The sequence below is a fragment of the Enhygromyxa salina genome (assembly GCF_000737335.2).
Taxonomy (GTDB): domain Bacteria; phylum Myxococcota_A; class Polyangia; order Nannocystales; family Nannocystaceae; genus Plesiocystis; species Plesiocystis salina_C.
The window spans coordinates 1-16,716 of record NZ_JMCC02000040.1 but is presented as its reverse complement, the minus strand read 5'-3'; the positions used below and the strand labels follow the sequence as shown (position 1 = coordinate 16,716).

The following is a 16,716-nucleotide window of genomic DNA, read 5'->3' as shown; positions in this document are numbered from 1 at the left end:
GTATGGGCAACACCACGCAGCCGGGGGCCCGCGAGCGGGCGGGTGTGCGGCGCGTGGGCCGGCGCATCGGGTGGGTCGCGCTCGCCGTCGTGTTGGTGCTTGGCCCCTTAATTGCGCGCGCGTGGATCGACGGCCGCGCGCAGCTGTTGCTTGCGGAGGCCGCGGCGAGCAACGGCGATGTCGAGGCGCAGCTCCTCCACCTTGGCCGCGCGGCTCGCTGGCGCCTGCCGCTCGCGACACACGATGACCAGGCCCGCGCGCAGCTGGGCGAGCTCGCGCTCGCGGCGACCGCGGCCAACGAGCACGAGCTCGCGCTCGCGGCTTGGCGGGAGCTTCGCGGGGCGCTGGTGGGCACTCGCGCGATCCGTGTCGTCGATCCCGAGCAGCTCGAGACCGCCAACGCGGCGATCGTGCAGCTCATGGTTCGCCAGGCCAACGCGAGCGGTCAGGTTGTCGAAGCAGCCGATCGCGCCCGGTGGGCCGCCGAGCTCGAGCAAGATCTGGTCCCACGCTGGCGGAGCCTGCTCGCGTCCGCGTGCTTCGCCGCGTGGCTGTTCGCGTGCGTGGGCTTGTTCGCGCTCGGTATTGACTCGAATGGCCGGCTCGATCCCCGCCCCGCGCTGCGCTGGGGAGGCGCGGCGCTCGTGTCGCTGCTCGCCTGGATTCTTCTGATGTAGCGATGTATCGCATATCGCAGCAATTCACCTGGATGTAATTGCTCGATCGCTCATTTTCCGTCGTTGTGTCGATTCTCTTGTGCCTATTGTCGCCTCCTTAGGTTTATGCGAGGTTAGCGAAATGCGAGTCTTGCAGGTGCGTCGTCTGCCCTTGGTCGCGGTCCCCCTCATTGGTGTCGGGCTGCTGGTCCCCAGCTCATCGTTCGCGGCTGACCCACCGAGCCAGGTCGAAGTCGGCGTTGACCAAGAGCCCGCGGTCTACGGTGGCGCGGCGGCGAAGCCCTGCGGCTGGCCAACGGCGGTGTACGTGTCGTTTGGCAGCTGGGTCTGCTCGGGCACGCTGGTCCACCCCGACGTCGTGATCACGGCCGCGCACTGCCCCAACAGCACCTCGGGCAAGAACGCGACGATCAGCTTTGGCGAGGGCCAAGGCGGTGGGGCACGCAATGTCAGCGCGACCTGCTACTCGAACCCCAGCTACAACGGCAACGTCGGCCCCTCCGACTACGCGTACTGCAAGCTCAACCAGTCGGTCACCGACGTGCCGATCATCCCGCCCGCGTGGGGCTGCGACGTCTCGGCGCTCGCCCCCGGGCGCGAGGTCGTGATCGTTGGCTTCGGCAACTCTGACAACGGCGGCAGCGGGAGCAAGCGCGAGGTCACCACCACGATCAACGGGATCAACACCGAGGCGTGGATCGGCGGTGACGGCAAGGACGCGTGTCAGGGTGACTCGGGCGGGCCGGTCTACATCAAGCTCAAGAGCGAGTTTGGCGGCGACGACTCCTGGCGTGCGTTCGGCATCACCTCTGGCGGTGGCACCTGCGGCCAAGGGGGCACCTTCGCGCTGATGCACGTGGCGATCCCGTGGATCGAGGAGCACTCCGGCATCGACATCACGCCGTGTCACGACAGCGAGGGGGAGTGGGCGCCGACCCCCGAGTGCGGCGCGATCCCGCTCGATCCTGGCAACGGCATGGGCACCTGGAGCAGCGGCTGCTCCGACGGCCCGATCAGCGGGTTCTCCTCGCTGTGTGGCGACGCGTTTGGATCCGGCGAGGATCTCGATCCGCCCACGGTCGACATCACCTCGCCCGCGACCGGCACGGTGTTCATGGTTGGCGCTGGCGAGACCCAGGCCGATGTGGCGATCTCGGTCAGCGCAGATGACGGCGCTGGCTTTGGCGTGGCCGACGTGCGCTTGAAGATCAACGGCCAAGAGTTTCCGGGCAACACGGACTCGAGCGCGCCGTATGACTGGAACCTCGTGTTTGGACCGGGCGGCTACCTGATCGAGGCGATCGCTACGGACTTCGTGGGGAACGAGTCGAGCCCGGACGTCGTCGCGGTCGGCGTCGACGAAGAAGCGCCGCCGCTCCCCGGGGGCGACGACGGCGGTGGCGGCGAAGATGACGGAGACTCCGACACCGGGGGGGATGACGGGCTCGACTCTGGGCTCGACTCTGGACTCGACTCTGGGCTGGGTGACTCGGGCTACGGGACGAGCTTCGAGGGCAGCGTTGGCTGCAGCTGCGCGACGCCAGCGGGCTCGGGCAAGCAGCAGGGCGGGGCGCTTGGGGCCCTCGCGTTGCTGGGCCTGCTCGGCCTCCGTCGCCGACGTGATTGATCGACGTGACTGAAACTGGCTCTGGCCGGGCTCGAGCGCTCACATCGCGTCGTCGTACTCGTCGAGCTTCTCGTCGAACGCGTCCATGGCGTTGTCGAGACCCTCGAGGGCGCCGTCAACGGTCTCTGGCGTGGCCCTGCGGAGCTCGTCGATCTTCGCCTTGGCCAGCGACTTTGCCTGCTCGATCTCGGCGGCGGCGGCGGTGTTGGTCGCGCCCGCGCTGATCTTGGCGGCGCGAAGCTCGAGCTCAGCGAACCGCTGCTCGGCCTTTGCGACTCGCTCGGACAGCTCGGTGGCGAACTCTGCCTTTTCCTCCGCGAGCTCGGACTGCTCCTCTTTGGTCTCCTGCTTCTCCTCGGTGACGTCCTGCTTTTCGTCCCGCACGTCTTTGGCATCCTGCTTGACCTTGGTGTCGGCGCAAGCGGCGACGGAACCCAGGAGCGCAGCGGCGGTGATTGCGATTGCGATTGCCGATTTGGACATGCGATCAACCTGGACAAATTCCGTGTGCTGTCAATCGCGGCTTCAGTGCCATCGATACATTGAAGCCGCCCGAACGATAATTGCGCGATCAAGTCGGGTCGGGTCTACATGCCTTCGTCGACTTCGCGGACCGCGGACGCGAGCCGACTTCGACGCTCGCGGACGATGGCTTCGATCGCTGCGAGCGCCTGCCGCAATCCCTGCGCGGCCGTGTAGATCTGGATGCGCTCGGTGAGCTGGGCGAGCTGCTCGTCGCTGCGCTCGGCGACGCCGATCAGGTCGTCGAGTGACGGATCTTCTGGCACTTGCAGCTCATCGGCGCGAAATGGGAAGCCTCCGCCAAGTCGGACGTGGACGTCGAGCTCGGCGTGAGCGACGCCGGAATCGAAGGCGGAATCGACGTAGCCGCGCAGCGCCGTGATCGTGTGATTCTCGCGGCGGATCAACAGCGTCAAAAATTGAACGATCGCGCGACCCCGAAGGTCGTCGGGCTCGGCGCACTCGAGCTTCCGCGAGAGCTTCTCGTACTGAGCCCGCAGCTGCTCGAGGTCCACGATGGTGCGATGGAGGATGTCCGCGATGCTTGTTGAGGGCATGCGCGTTTACATGCAAACGCGCATCCACATCGGGCACCGGTAGCAAACCATTGGGGGCTCGAGTCCGGCTAAAAATTCACGCCGGGTCAGTCGTGGGTGCTCGCTTGGTTCGCGCGCAACGACTGCGCTCACGTGCTCTGCACAGTCACGGGACAATGTGATGATGTCTGGTCCGTTTCAACTGACACTTGGCCTCGACTTGCGACCGCAGTCCACGGGCGCGATCCAGTATGCGCTGTGGCTGTGTCGGGCGGCGTCCCTGCAGCCTGCGGGGCACGTCCAAGCCGTCCACGTGATCGACCCCGCGGCGATGGTCGAGCTGAGTCGCCACGCTGATCAGCAGACCATCCTCGGGGCGTTCAAGCAGCGGGGGAAAGAGATCCTCAACGAGGTCGCTCATGGCGCACGGCTCCACGGGCCAGAGGTCCGCAGCGGTGACGTGCTCGACGAACTCGAGGCCGCGGCGCGCGAGCGATCGAGCACCGCGCTGCTCATCAGTCGGCGCACGGGGACGGGGGCCCGGTTTGCGGTCACGCGCCTGGGCTCGATCGCCCGTCGGTTGCTGCGGCGCCTCGCGCTGCCGGTCATCGTCGTGCCGGCGGATCTGTTGTTCTCTGCAGTTGGGGATGGGCCGGTGCTCGTGGCGGTGGACTTCAGCGAGGACGCCGCCCGTGCGTTGGTGTGGGCGCGGTCGCTCGCCCAGACGATCGCGCGCGAGGTCGAGCTGGTGCACTTCGTCGAGATGCCCGATGAGCTTGGCTACGCTGGGCTCATCCAGACCGAGCGCTGGGAGCAGCTCTGCGATGAGGTCCTCGAGCAAGGCCGGGGGCGCATGGCCAGCTTCGTCCGCAGGCATCACTGCGCGGACCTGAGAACCGCCGTCGTCCGTGGGCCCACGCTGCCGGCGCTGGCGGACTACGGCGCGGCGCGGGGCGCCTGCTTGTTGGTCACGGGCTCGGGTCACCATGGGCTCGTGCACCGGGTGATCGTGCCCTCGGTCGCCTCGGAGACGGCGGCGTTGTCGTCGGTGCCGGTCGCGGTGGTGCCGTGAGTCCGCCCGTGAACGGACGGCAAGCGTGGACGGACTCGCCTGCGGCGGCGCGCTGGCTCAGGCGATCCGGTCGCGCTCGCGCAGCGCGGCGATCGGCTCGGCAGCGAAGTCATCGTGTCGTGAATTTGTTGCCGCACAGATCCGTGACCTCGAGGACGTAGACGTCTCCCAAGATCGGGATCAGCCCGATGGCGCCCAGCCCCACGAAGTCGACGGCCAGGCGCCAGCTCGAGCTGCTGCTGTCGAAGTCGCTTGGGCTGAGGGTGAGCGCGACGCCCCCGAGATCGAGCAGGGGCTGATCTGGATCATCGAGCTGCCCGATCTCGGACAACACCACGCGCAGCTCGTCGATCACCTCGTTGTCTAGATCGCGCAGCTGCAGCGAGATATCGGCAATGTCCAATTGCTGGCTGAGGTCCGTGACCGAGCCCATCGCCCCGCCCGCGCGGGGGATCTCGACGAGCGCGCGCAGGGTCGCTCCTTCCACGCTCAGGCTGGCGGTGTGCTGGGTCTGGTCGAGGTGGGGCAGATAGGCGAAGGGGTTGCGCGCGTGGGCCGAAGTCGGCGAGGTCTCGCGGATCTCGAAGTGAAGGTGCTCGTAGGTGGCCCCGCTGTCGCCGATGATGGCGATTGGATCTTGGCGAAGGACGCGTGGGTAGGCGGTGATCGGCGCGCCGCTGGATTTGAAGGTAGGACGCTTGTGCCCGCGGTTTTCCGCCGTCGTGCCTGATCCGCCGAGGTAGTAGTATTCGCGCAGATCGACGTTCACGACCGTGTTGATGTCGTCGGCGAAGCGGGCCGCGAACGCTTCGAGGTTCATGGTATCGAGATGCAGATACAGGCTGTAGAGGGTGTCCGCGCCAGGGTGCAGATCCGCCGGCGCGTGCTCGAGGATGATGACGTTGCCAGCCGAGGGGCCATAGTTGGACAGCGCGCCTTGATTCGGGCTTGGGCGGTTTCCGATCGCGTGGATGCTGCCGTCGGCGACGGCGTGGACTGGATCGAAAAACCCACCATCGTCGCTGTGGCCGGGCAGATCGATGCCGCCGTGCCAGTCGTAGCTGCCGTCGAGCAGGCGCGGACCGTAGGCGTCGTGAACGATCGTCTGTGCGACGTCGGTCCCCGTGGTTGGCCAGACCAAGTCGAACTTGCAGCCCGACGGTTGGGGGTTGGGTTGTTCGGGATCTGGATCGGGTGAGCTGGGCGGATCGGGCAGCGGCGCTGGCTCGGTGGGCTCGGTGGGCTCGCCGTCGCCAGTCTCCGAGTCCGCGCCGTCGTCGGAGTCCGACTCCGAGGTCCAGTCATGCTCTGCTTGGGTGCTGGCGCCGTCCAGCGACGGTTCGAACCCGGGCTCGACGCACCCGAGACAAGCCAAGCCAAGCACGAGCATCCACAACAAACGCCAAGTCGCCACGCGGATCAGTGTGCGCGGGCGCGAGAAATAGCTCGAATTATTCGTGTAATCGCCGACCCCAAGCCTGCATCCATGCCGTGCTGAAGTAGCGATCCCAACTGTCGGGCAGCACCGTGACCACCGGGCCATCGATGTCGTCGCGCGCTGCGACTCGCAAGGCGGCCGCGACGTTGGTGCCGGCCGAGCCACCGACCAGCAGCCCCTCTTCGGCGACCAGCCGCCGCGCGGTCTCGAAGCTGTCTTCATCGCTGATCCGCTCGGCCGCGTGGATGACCTCGCGGTGCAGGTTGGCGGGCGGCTGGCTCGATCCAATGCCCTCGACCGCGTAGGACCCATCAGGGCCGACCTCGCCGGTCTCGACCCAGCTCGCGAGCCCCGAGCCGATTGGATCGGCCAGCACCACGCGGACTGCCGGCCACGCCTGCGCGAGCGCCCGACCCACGCCGCTGATCGTGCCCCCGGTTCCGGCCCCGGCGACAAACGCCCCGATCGGGCCGCCAACTTGCCGCAGGATCTCGGCCCCGGTCGTGCGCGCGTGGACCTGCACATTGACCGGGTTTTGGAATTGGTCGGTCGAGAACCAACCGTGCTCCGCGGCCAACGCCTTGGCCACGTTCTGAAAGTTGTCCGGGCTGGTCGGAGGCGCGTTCGCGGCGATGATCACTGTGGCCCCGAGCGAGCTCAGCACCCGCCGCTTGTCGACGCTCATCTTCTCCGGCATCACGCACACGAGCTGGTAGCCGCGCGTTGCCGCGACCAGGGCCAGACCCACGCCCGTGTTGCCGGCCGTGGCCTCGATCAAGGTCATGCCGGGGCGCAGGACACCGCGGGCCTCGGCGTCGTCGACGATCGCCTTGGCCAGTCGATCTTTAATGCTGCCGCCGGGGTTGAGGTGTTCGCACTTGACCAGGATCGGGCGGGGGAGTCCGCGGCCGAGGTGGCGCAACGGAAGGAGCGGGGTGTCACCGATCGTGTCGAGAATCGTCTGCATGAGTTGGCTGCCCTCGGTGAACCAGTCTACGAAGGCGTCCGCGAGCGGGCGAGACGCCCTCGCCCAATCTGAAAAACCTCTGCTATTGCGCCTGCTCGCCAGGGCAACCCATCTGCCGGGTGTGGGCGCCGGGCCAGCCCTCGAACACGCTGCGTAGCTCGTGCACGCGGGCGTCGCCAAGCTCGTCGCCCAGCAGCGCAGCGAAGCGATCGCCCGCGTTGAAGCGCAGCCGATTGTAGCGGTTCCAGGCCGAGAGTTGATCGGGGTTGGCCGGGGCCTCGCGCAGACCCGCGCGCTCTTGCGCGACGTGGCGCTGCAGCGAGTCGTCCGCTTCGCTGCGGGCCCGGCCGGCGACCTTGGTCAGCTGCCGACGGATCTGCGCGAGCGGGAGCTCGTCGATCCCCGGGGTGTCTGGTTCGAGCTCGCGCAGGATCTCGAGGTAGTAGGCCCGCTCTTGTTCAACGAAGGCCTGCAGCGCGCGCTCCCACGCTTGCTGCTCTTCGGGCTCGAGCGCGAGGTCCTCGATCTCCTGCGGCTCGAGGCGTTTGGGGTAGTCCATGCGCACGTCACAGTGGCGGGCCATGGCCTCGAGCTCCGCCTGGCTGTGGTTGTAGTAGGAGAGCTCGCCCGTCACGACGCGCTCGGCCAGCACTTGGTTTTGGGCCTCGAGCAGCGCGAGCTGGTCCTCGACCGCGAGCGCGTGGAGCTGGGCCTTGCGGCTGCTCGGGTGGGGGCGGGCGCCCGCGAACAACGGACTGCGGGGGCGCGAGGCGTCAGGTTGGTCGTCAGGCGGACACTCGCTGGGGCATTCGCTCGTGGACGGCTCTCGCTCGATGAGGTCGAGCTCGTAGGCCAGGACCACGCCCAGCGCGATCCCAACGCCGAGCAGGGTTGGCAGGGCCCGCCGCAGACCCGATCCGGCCGGTTTGAGGGGTGCCACTCGGGCAATTTACTACGTGGGTCGACAACGCTGGGATTTTCCGATGGCGGCGCGGATATGGGAGACTCGTTCGGTGCGATACACGAACTTGATTCTTGCGGTGGCGATCGGGCTGACTCCAGCGATGTTCGCCTGCGGTGATAGTGGCGGCAGCGAGGCCAACGACGACGGCGACAGCGGCACGGATACGACCGGAGACACGGGCTCCGAGGCGTCTGAGGCCATGGGCGACGGCGACGGGGATCCAGGCGACGGCGACGGCGACACGGGCGACGGCGACGGCGACGGCGACGGCGACACCGGGGACGGGGATGGCGACACGGGCGACGGCGACGGGGACGGCGATACGGGCGACGGCGATGGCGACGGCGACGGCGACATGAGCTGCGAGCCGGCCGGCGACACACCCTGCGCAGAGTGCACGGCGGAGAATTGTTGCGACGAGCTCCAAGCCTGCGCAGCCGATGAAACCTGCAGCTGCTTCTCGGGCTGCCTTGGCATGGGCATGAACGGGATGGAGTGCTCGATGGAGTGCGGCGTGGACAACCCCATGCAGATCCCCGCGCTTGGGCAGCTGCGCATCTGCACCAACCAGAGCTGCATGATGGAGTGCCCCGGCGCAGGCGGCATGCCCTGACCGCGCTCAGGCGGGTCGGGTGAATTGCTCGCGGGCCTGAAAAACGCGATCGCGCGTCGTGCAGCCTTCGATGTGATCGTTGACGAGCCCCATCGCCTGCATGAACGCGTAGGCGGTGGTCGGGCCAAAGAACGCGAAGCCGCGGCGCTTGAGGTCCTTGGCCATGGCGGCCGCCTCGGGTGCCGGGCCCAACTTGGTGAGCGCAGCCTTGGTCATCCGCTTGGGCCGGGCCTTGGCGTCTGGCTCCCACCGCCAAAAGTAGGCGGCGAGCGAGCCAAACTCGTCAGCGAGCGCGACGGCTTGTTTGGCGTTGTTGAGCGTGGCCTCGATCTTGCCCCTGTGACGAACGATCCCGGCGTCCTCGAGCAGGCGATCGACGCGGCTGCTCGCGCGCCAGCGTGCGATCGCCTCGTAGTCGAAGCCCGCGAACGCGCGCCGAAAATTCTCGCGCTTGCGCAGGATCGTCAGCCAGCTGAGCCCGGACTGAAAGCCCTCGAGACACAGCTTCTCGAACAGGCGGTGATCGTCGTCGACGGGGAACCCCCACTCGTGGTCGTGGTAGTGCTGATAGTCCGGGTGTTCGCCGCACCACCAGCACCGACGCTGGTCCGCATCTTGGATCAACCCCGGGCTGAGCTTGGTCACGATCCGAGCATGCCTGGCCACGACCCCGCCGAACAGGCTAAAACTGGGTGTAGCTGAGGACTTGGCCTGCGTGGACCGCTCATCTTCGGCTGATCTTGCAACCGCCCGGCGCTTGCGGGAAACACTAGCGACCGACGATGCGCATCGCCGACGAATTCCGCCGCCTGTGGCAAGGCGTGCGCCTGTTCGCTCTGATTAGCTGGTTCCACGGGTTCAAGATCGCCGGGAACATGATCGACCGGCGCGGCGGCGTGATCGAGCAACGGATCGCGCGGCTGATGAGCCGGCGGATCCTCGCGGTGCTCGACATGCACGTCACCGTCGAGGGCCAAGAGCACGCCAAGTTCATCGAGAACTACGCGGTCGCCAGCAACCACCTGAGCTACCTCGACTGGGTGCTGATCCTGGCTGAGTTTCCCAACTCGGTCAGCTTCATCGCCAAGCGTGCGGTGACCTTGATGCCGGTGTTTGGCTCGTACCTGCGCAACCGTGGCGTGCTGATCGATCGTCGCAAGGGCCAGACGGCGCGCTCGGTGATCCGCGACGCCGCGGTGTCCAGCCCGTGGCCGCTGCTGATCTTCCCCGAGGGCACGCGCAGCCCCGACGGCAACCTGCAGCCGTTTCGCCGGGCCGGCATCCGGATCTTGACCGACCAGGGCCTCAAGCTGCTCCCGATCGTGTTGCTGGGCACCTACGAGGGCCTGAGCCGCGAGGCCCGCTGCATCCGCAAGGGGCAACGGCTGCACATGATCATCCTGCCGCCGATCGATCCCAAGCAGATCGGCGCCGCAGCGGCCTGCGATGAGCTCGAGCGGGTGATCAACGAGACGTACGACGCGCGCCGAGCCGAGTTCGAGCGAAAGTCGTAGTCTCCCCCGCATGTCCGAGGCCGAGCCGGCACCCGATACGCAACCCAAGCCCCTCGAGCTCGTGACGGTCGAGCCGCCGCCGCCCGAGCAGCGCGCCCGTCGGGACGCTCGCTTCGCGCTGCCCGGGGAGAAGCGCACGCGCTACTCGCTGCCGACCGCGCTCGAGTCGGGTTCGCCGGTTGGCTACCGCAGCCGCGTGGGCATGAGCCAGGCCGAAGGTCGCGGGGCCCTGAAGCTGCTGTGCTTGCAGGCCCCCACCGGGTTCGGTCCCGTCGAGCGGGTCCCCGAGCAAGAGCTGTTCGAAGAGTCGGCGCTGGGTGTGCTCAGCTCGCGGCAGTCGACCAACTACCGGGGCCAGCGACAGGTCAGCTTTGGGCCCGACGACAGCGACACGATCGCCGGGATCCTGCGCAGCATGACGGGTGTCGACGGCGCGGGTGAGGGCAAGGTGCTCGATGGCGCTTGCTACACCCACGTGGTGCTCTCGCGTCCGTATCGGACCCCGTTCACGCTGCTGCTGACCTTCGTCGGTCACAAGCCGGTCCGCAGCCTGCTGAGCGTGCCGATCCGGGCGATCCGCAAGCAGCTGTTTCACGAGAGCGACATCCCCACGATCGGCTACCTCCAGCAGCTGCACGTGGGGATCTTGGCCGACACCCTCGAGCGCGCGGTGGTGATCGCCTCGCAGGGTCGGCGCCGCGCGCAGATCTTCCAGGCCCCGTTTTGCGGGCGCAACCGCGAGCGAAACGCCGGCGCGATCGCTCGGCTCGAGCGGATGTGCAAGCTTGGCAGCGAGGATCGGCGGCAAGGCTGGCAAGTCGCGATGGTCGTGCAAGTCGGTGTCGCGCTCGAGCACGAGCAAGTCCGGTTCGACGACGAGCTTCCTGAAGATCAGGCCAAGCGGCTGTGGCGCAAGCTCGGCGCCAACCTGCTCGCGTTTCGCAGCGAGCGGATCCAGCCGGGGGTCAACTACGAGGACAAGGCCCCGCCGCAGTATCGCGCGCGCCAGGACATGGACGTGCCCGAGGCGTTCACCGTCCAAGCTGGGCGCGCCGGCTACAACGCGTTCGCGCGCTGGACCGGGTTCGAGCGCGAGGGCGCCAAGGAGCTGCTGCTGCTCGATCGGGTCGACGTGCTCACGCCGGGCGGCAAGCAGCGCCTGCGCAAGATCCAGCAGAAGCTCGAGACGATCACGGACCGCGTGGTCGCGCAGATCCCCAAGTGGGCGGACTTTCCGCTGGCCAAGGCGCTGTCGCGCAACGCCGAGCGCGGTCGCAAGGCGTTCGCGCTGGCCGGGCAGCGCATCTACATCGCTGGGCTGTCGCGGCGCGAGGTCGAGGCGGCGGGGCTGGACTGGGAGCTGGCGATCCGGGCCGTCGGCGCCTCGGCCTGTCGCGGTGCGCTGTACGCCGAGCTGATGGGGGTGGTCGATCTGCCCGACGACTGCGACCTGCTCGCCGGGATCTGCATGATGGCCGGGCCCGTCAACCAAGACGACATCGGCAAGACCCACTTTGGGATGCCGGATCTGCTCGCCGACAACTCGGGCTTTGCGAGCCGTGATCCAACCGCGCTGCTGGTGTGGACCTTCAAGGCCAAGACCGTCGCGGACCCGATCGGCAACGAAGAGCAGCTGCTCAACGCCTCGCGCAAGGGTGCGCTGGTCGATCTGCGCGCGGCGCCCCACGAGATCGTGGCGATCGCCGACGCCGGGCAGATCCAACCGATGCGCGCGCGAGCTGGCAAACACAGCCGCGAGCGCGCGTTCGCGGACGTCGACAATTTTGTCCGCGACGGCGCGGGCCTCGATATCCCGGGCAACCGCGGTGAAGCGTGGCCCGAAGACTGGAGCGCGCAGCCGGTTTGGGGGCGCTAGAGAGGCGAGGTTCGCCTCTCTAGGCGACGCCCTCGGCCTCGTCGAGGCGCGAATTCACCAGCTCGGCAATGTGTGCCAGCAGCACGGGCGGGACCGGCAGCGTGAACTCCACGCCCGTCATGCCCGGCAGCACCGTCGACGCCCATCGCACCTTCGAGGGCACGACCAAGCTCCCGTAGCCTGGTAGCTCGATCTCGAGCGCGATCTCCTCGCCGGCTGCGAGCGGCGGATCGATGTCCAACGACACCATCGCGCCACGCTCACTGAGGTTCTCGGTCGTCCCTCGACCCTCGACACCAGCTCGCCGCAAGCTCAGCCGATAGTGCACGGCCACTCGCAGCTGCGCACGTAGATCAGCCACGCCGTTACTCTACGCGGCGCACGCGAGCGTCCACAGTTTTCGGAATTTTCGAGGCTGTCGTCAGCTTTGGCAGCGAAGCCCGTGATCAACTCTGCACTTCGGGCGCGCTCGAGAAATCCTTGCTCGGTCGATGACAGATCTCGCCGCGCGATCGGGTCGCGATCGGAGATGATCGAGCGCGAGCGCAGTGGAAAACTTGTCGACAAGCTGTCGAGAGATCTCCTCAGCGAGATCGGCACCCCATCGAAAAGCGAGGCGATCACAACACCTTAGGAGGATGCCGCGGCCAGCACGCCGGTCTGGATCAGGCGAGTGCGCTCGGCACGGACCCGCGTGCGCGTTGTATGCGCATGGGTCCGAGACAGATCGAGCGATCGGCGAATGCTGATCAAAGCGTGTTCGTGGGCGCTTGACGGCATGACTGAACGAGTGTTAGGTCAACTCACCCGTTCAGTGCAGGCGAGATTTTCCGTTCGATGCTAGAGCACCCATCAGGCTTTCCCCGCGTACGGACCCTCCTTCCAGAAACACCGGATCCTCCTTCAATTTCGGGTGTTTCTGCCGGCGCGGGGAAGCCTGATGTACCCGAGCGGTCGACCTTCGCCAACACTGGCGACAGGTCGACCGCTCACCTTTTGGGTCGCGTTCCTGTTGGTCATGCCAGCGCTCGACTCGATCACGTGGTCGCGTCGATCACGGATCTCGAGGACATCGATCTCGTCACGGTGCGCCGCACTCCGCCGCGCGCGGGTGTGTCTGGCGAGTGGCCAGCGTGGATCGACGCGCGCGTGCGCCAGTGCTTTGCGACGATCGGTGTCGATCGACCCTACGCACATCAACAGCGCGGCCTCGATGCACTCCATGCAGGTCGGGATCTCGTGCTCGCAACCGCGACCGCGTCGGGCAAGTCGCTCTGCTACCAAGCTCCGGTTTTACAGGCTGCGCTCGCAGATCCAGCCGCGCGCGCGCTGTTCTTGTTTCCAACCAAGGCGCTCGCGCGCGACCAAGTAGAAGCGTTTCGCAAGCTGGTCGGCCCCAACACGCCGCTGCAAGGGTGCGTGGGTGCGGGCACCTACGACGGCGACACGCCGCCCGATCAACGGCGTGCAGCCCGTGCGCGCGCTCACGTGATCGCTACCAACCCCGACATGCTGCATCGCGCCGTGCTGCCCCATCACGATCGCTGGTCGGCGTTCTTGTCGGGGCTGCGCTACGTCGTCATCGACGAGCTGCACACTTACCGCGGCGTGTTTGGCAGCCACGTTGCCAACGTGCTGCGGCGGCTGTGGCGGGTGTGTGCGTTTCATGGGTCGCGGCCGCAGCTGATCACCTGCTCGGCGACGATCGCCAACCCGCGCGAGCTCGCGGCGTCACTGTGCGCCCGCGAAGACTTCGAGGTCATTGATCAGAGCTCGGCGCCGGTTGGTCCGCGGACCTTCGTCGTGGTCAACCCCGCGGTCGTCGATCCGCTCACCGGGGTCCGGCGTGACTACCTCAAATGCACGCGCGCGGTGCTTGGCCGGCTGCGTGCGGCCGATCTAACGACGTTGGCGTTTTGCCGCACGCGCAAGGCGGTCGAGCTGCTGACTCGCTACCTGCGCGAGGACGAGTGCGGCGTGCACGAGCGCGATCGCTCACCCATGCAGCCCACGAACGGCGTCAACCAGCAACCGCTGGGTCCGGGTGGGTTCAGGCCCCAAGGAAAGACGGCGATCGGTCCGTGGGCGCGGTTGCAAAACCAGCCGGCGAGCCAGTTTCGTCGTCCGCCGGAGCACGCGGGCCCCGTCGATCCTGGCGCTGTCGCTCGCGCGCGCCGAACCATCCGTGGCTACCGCGGCGGCTACTTGCCCGAGCATCGCCGCGAGATCGAGGCTGCCCTGCGCGAAGGTGAGGCCAAGGTCGTCACTTCCACCAACGCGCTCGAGCTCGGCATGGACATTGGTGGGCTCGACGCGGTGGTGCTGGCGGGCTACCCGGGCACGCGCGCGGCGACGTGGCAGCGATCGGGGCGGGCCGGTCGGCGCCAGGATCCATCACTGACGATCATGGTGCTCTCGTCGCGGCCGCTAGATCAGTTCGTCTGTGCGGCGCCAGAGTTCTTGTTTGGCGAGCCACCCGAGCACGCCCGGCTCGACGCGCTCAACCCCGAGATCTTGGTGCCGCACCTGCGCTGCGCCGCCTACGAGCTGCCGTTTGGATTTCAGGCGCCCGGCTCGGTGAGCGAGGTCGAGCAGCCATGGTGGTCGAGCTGGGGCGGGCTCACGACCGAAGAGCTCGCAGGCGCGCTCGACTACCTGGGCGAGCGGGGGGCGCTGCTGCGCGAGCAAGAGGCCGACGGTGGGCTGCGCTTTTACGCGATCGGCTCGGCGTTCCCGGCCGACGCGGTCGATCTGCGTGGCTCGCTCGAAGAAAATTTCACGGTCGTCGAAGACGTCCCGGGTCGGGCCGAGCACGGTCGGATTTTGGCAGAGGTCGACTTCGAAGACGGCCCGCTGTACCTGCACCCAGGCGCAATCTATCCGCTCGAGGGCAAGACCTACGAGGTCCGCCGGCTCGACTGGGACGAGCGCAAGGCCTACGTGCACGAGGCCGCGGTCACCTACTACACAGAGGCGGTCTGCAACCTGCGGGTGCGCATGCTCGAGGGTGATCGCAGCGACGAAGGGTCCGGCGCGAGCCAGGGCGATCCGCGGCGGGTCCCGTCGGGCACCGGCTACGCCCACGTGGTGCGCGCGGTGCCCGGGTTCAAGAAGCTGCGGTTTCGAACCCACGAGAACGTTGGGTTTGGGCCGGTCAAGCTGCCCGATCTCGAGCTGCACACGATCGCGGCGTACTGGGGCTTCCCGGATCAGCTGCTCGCGTGGCTGGGCGATCCCCACCGGCGCAGCAACGCGGCGTTGGCTGCCGCGCACGCGATTCGCCACGTCGCGGCGATGGTCCTGATGTGCGAGGTCCAGGATCTGTGCCACGCCGTCACGTCGGGCCTGCCCGGTCCCGACGGCGTGACCGCGTGGGCGCCCGTGGGGTTTGGCCGGCCGCCGGCCGAGGCCTCGATGCTCGCGAGTGGGCGCCCCACAATCTATCTCTACGATGATCTGCCAGGCGGCGCGGGCCTCTCGACGCAGGCGCACGCGCTGGGCCGGCCCTTCTTCGAGCGCGTGCTCGCGGCGGTGCGCGGGTGTGGCTGCGCGAACGGCTGTCCCACCTGCATCGGCACGGAGGTCGCGCTCGATGCTGGGGGGAGCTTTGGCCCCACCCCAACCGAGGCCGAGCGCGTCAACCTCGAACACCCGGAAGCTGTCGCGCGCAGGCACGCGCGGGCAGATCTGATCGCCACGATCGAAGCGATGATCGACGGGCTCTGATGGACCTGCTCACGCGGCTCGCCCATGCCCGGGCGCTCGAGCGGCTCGATCCGCGCGCGACGGCCTCGTCCGCGTCGAGTGGGCGGGCCGCACCCGCGGTTTCAGGGTCTGTGACGGCGCCCGCGGTTTCAGGGTCTGTGACGGCGCCCGCGGTTTCAGGGTCAGTGACGGCGCCCGCGGTTTCAGGGTCTGTGACGGCGCCCGCGGTTTCAGGGTCTGTGAACGAGCCCGTGGCCATGGACGCGGGCGCGCCCTTCGAGCGGCGCGACGTGCTGCTGCCCGTCGCGGCGCCCACCCGGGTGGTGCCGCGGGGGTTTGCGCAGCGCCTGGCGACGGGTCGGCCCGCGCTGCTTGGCGGCTGCCTGGATCGGCTCGAGCTCCCCACGGGGTCCGCGTTGGCGCGCGATCTGGTCTGTCTTGGGGCGACCCGCGGCGTCCGGCCCGTGTTCATCGACACGGAGACCACGGGGCTCGGCGGGGTCGCGCTGCCGTTCATGGTCGGCATCGCTTGGTATGGCGAGGGCAACCTCACCGTCACGCAGTGGACGCTCTCGCGCCTGGGCGGCGAGTCAGCGCTGCTCGCCGACGTGCTGGCCACGCTGCGCAACTTGTCCCCGGATCCGCTGGTGAGCTTCAACGGCGCGAGCTTTGATCTGCCGTTGCTGCGGCTCCGTGCCCGGCGCTACGGCCTGTGTGATCGGGTCCTCGCGGCCGCGCATGTCGATCACGTCGATCTCTTGCATCCCGCCCGGCGGATCCACGGCGGGTTTGGCCCAGACTGTCGGCTCGGGACCCTCGAGCGTGATCTCTTGGGCGTGCGGCGGCGCGGGGACATCGACTCGGCGGAGATCCCCGAGGTGTTCTGGCGGTGGCTGCAGGCGCCCGGTGATCCACACGCGCTGCGCCAGCTGCAGGCCGTCCGCGATCACAACGTGGTCGATCTCGCCAGCTTGCCCGCGCTCGGGGCTTGGCTCGCGGGCATGATCCGCGAGCCCAACGACCTCGAGCGGGCCCGACGCGCGGCCCGGCACTTCGCCAAGCTCGGCGCCCACGAACAGGCCCGGCGCTCGCTCGCGCGCTGGGTCGAGCCTGGCCTGACGCGGGCGCAGCAAGGCCAGGCGCTGGCAAGCAGCTGGCGCGAGGCGGCGCTCGAGCTCGCGGATCTCGAGCGCCGGATCGGCTCG

General features: G+C 68.1%; 15 protein-coding genes. 8 read left to right on the top strand and 7 right to left on the bottom strand.

The window, feature by feature from the left end:
* The first annotated feature begins 2 nt into the window (after positions 1–2).
* Positions 3–677, top strand: a complete 675-nt coding sequence (locus DB30_RS16360; protein ID WP_052549916.1) for a hypothetical protein — start codon at positions 3–5, stop codon at positions 675–677.
* Between the two features lie 121 nt (positions 678–798).
* Positions 799–2,304: a trypsin-like serine protease gene (locus DB30_RS16355; protein ID WP_052549914.1), complete on the top strand. Its 1,506-nt coding sequence runs from the start codon at positions 799–801 to the stop codon at positions 2,302–2,304.
* Between the two features lie 39 nt (positions 2,305–2,343).
* Here DB30_RS16355 and DB30_RS16350 read toward each other — a convergent pair whose 3' ends face one another.
* Positions 2,344–2,787 (bottom strand): hypothetical protein, encoded by a 444-nt coding sequence (locus DB30_RS16350; protein ID WP_052549912.1) that lies wholly within the window; start codon positions 2,785–2,787, stop codon positions 2,344–2,346.
* 104 nt (positions 2,788–2,891) lie between these two features.
* Entirely contained in the window at positions 2,892–3,383 is a 492-nt protein-coding gene (locus DB30_RS16345) for a hypothetical protein (protein ID WP_146659199.1), read from the bottom strand.
* A gap of 163 nt (positions 3,384–3,546) precedes the next feature.
* On the opposite strand from DB30_RS16345, the gene DB30_RS16340 reads away from it, so the two are divergent.
* Complete coding sequence (locus DB30_RS16340; RefSeq protein ID WP_165703800.1) at positions 3,547–4,434, top strand: universal stress protein; 888 nt, start codon at positions 3,547–3,549, stop codon at positions 4,432–4,434.
* A gap of 109 nt (positions 4,435–4,543) precedes the next feature.
* On the opposite strand, the gene DB30_RS16335 is transcribed toward DB30_RS16340, so the two are convergent.
* The 3 genes from DB30_RS16335 to DB30_RS16325 form a co-directional block, all read right to left on the bottom strand.
* On the bottom strand, positions 4,544–5,848 hold the full coding sequence (locus tag DB30_RS16335) for a M23 family metallopeptidase (RefSeq protein ID WP_146659197.1): 1,305 nt from the start codon (positions 5,846–5,848) through the stop codon (positions 4,544–4,546).
* 37 nt (positions 5,849–5,885) lie between these two features.
* Positions 5,886–6,839 (bottom strand): PLP-dependent cysteine synthase family protein, encoded by a 954-nt coding sequence (locus DB30_RS16330; RefSeq protein WP_052549905.1) that lies wholly within the window; start codon positions 6,837–6,839, stop codon positions 5,886–5,888.
* Positions 6,840–6,921: 82 nt separating this feature from the next.
* On the bottom strand, positions 6,922–7,779 hold the full coding sequence (locus tag DB30_RS16325; protein ID WP_052549903.1) for a hypothetical protein: 858 nt from the start codon (positions 7,777–7,779) through the stop codon (positions 6,922–6,924).
* 73 nt (positions 7,780–7,852) lie between these two features.
* Between DB30_RS16325 and DB30_RS41480 the strand changes: the two genes are divergently transcribed.
* On the top strand, positions 7,853–8,416 hold the full coding sequence (locus DB30_RS41480) for a hypothetical protein (protein WP_205633001.1): 564 nt from the start codon (positions 7,853–7,855) through the stop codon (positions 8,414–8,416).
* A gap of 6 nt (positions 8,417–8,422) precedes the next feature.
* On the opposite strand, the gene DB30_RS16310 is transcribed toward DB30_RS41480, so the two are convergent.
* A complete protein-coding gene (locus DB30_RS16310; RefSeq protein ID WP_052549899.1) occupies positions 8,423–9,061 on the bottom strand; it encodes a DNA-3-methyladenine glycosylase I in 639 nt (212 codons plus the stop codon).
* Between the two features lie 137 nt (positions 9,062–9,198).
* On the opposite strand from DB30_RS16310, the gene DB30_RS16305 reads away from it, so the two are divergent.
* Entirely contained in the window at positions 9,199–9,930 is a 732-nt protein-coding gene (locus DB30_RS16305) for a lysophospholipid acyltransferase family protein (protein WP_052549897.1), read from the top strand.
* Positions 9,931–9,940: 10 nt separating this feature from the next.
* Entirely contained in the window at positions 9,941–11,806 is a 1,866-nt protein-coding gene (locus tag DB30_RS16300; protein ID WP_052549895.1) for a hypothetical protein, read from the top strand.
* Between the two features lie 19 nt (positions 11,807–11,825).
* Here DB30_RS16300 and DB30_RS16295 read toward each other — a convergent pair whose 3' ends face one another.
* Positions 11,826–12,167, bottom strand: a complete 342-nt coding sequence (locus DB30_RS16295) for a PilZ domain-containing protein (protein WP_052549893.1) — start codon at positions 12,165–12,167, stop codon at positions 11,826–11,828.
* A 680-nt stretch (positions 12,168–12,847) separates the two neighbouring features.
* On the opposite strand from DB30_RS16295, the gene DB30_RS16290 reads away from it, so the two are divergent.
* Both DB30_RS16290 and DB30_RS16285 read left to right on the top strand, forming a co-directional pair.
* Positions 12,848–15,532: a DEAD/DEAH box helicase gene (locus DB30_RS16290; protein ID WP_052549891.1), complete on the top strand. Its 2,685-nt coding sequence runs from the start codon at positions 12,848–12,850 to the stop codon at positions 15,530–15,532.
* A gap of 218 nt (positions 15,533–15,750) precedes the next feature.
* Positions 15,751–16,716, top strand: a 966-nt coding sequence (locus DB30_RS16285) for a ribonuclease H-like domain-containing protein (RefSeq protein WP_205633000.1), incomplete at its 3' end; no start/stop codon positions are given.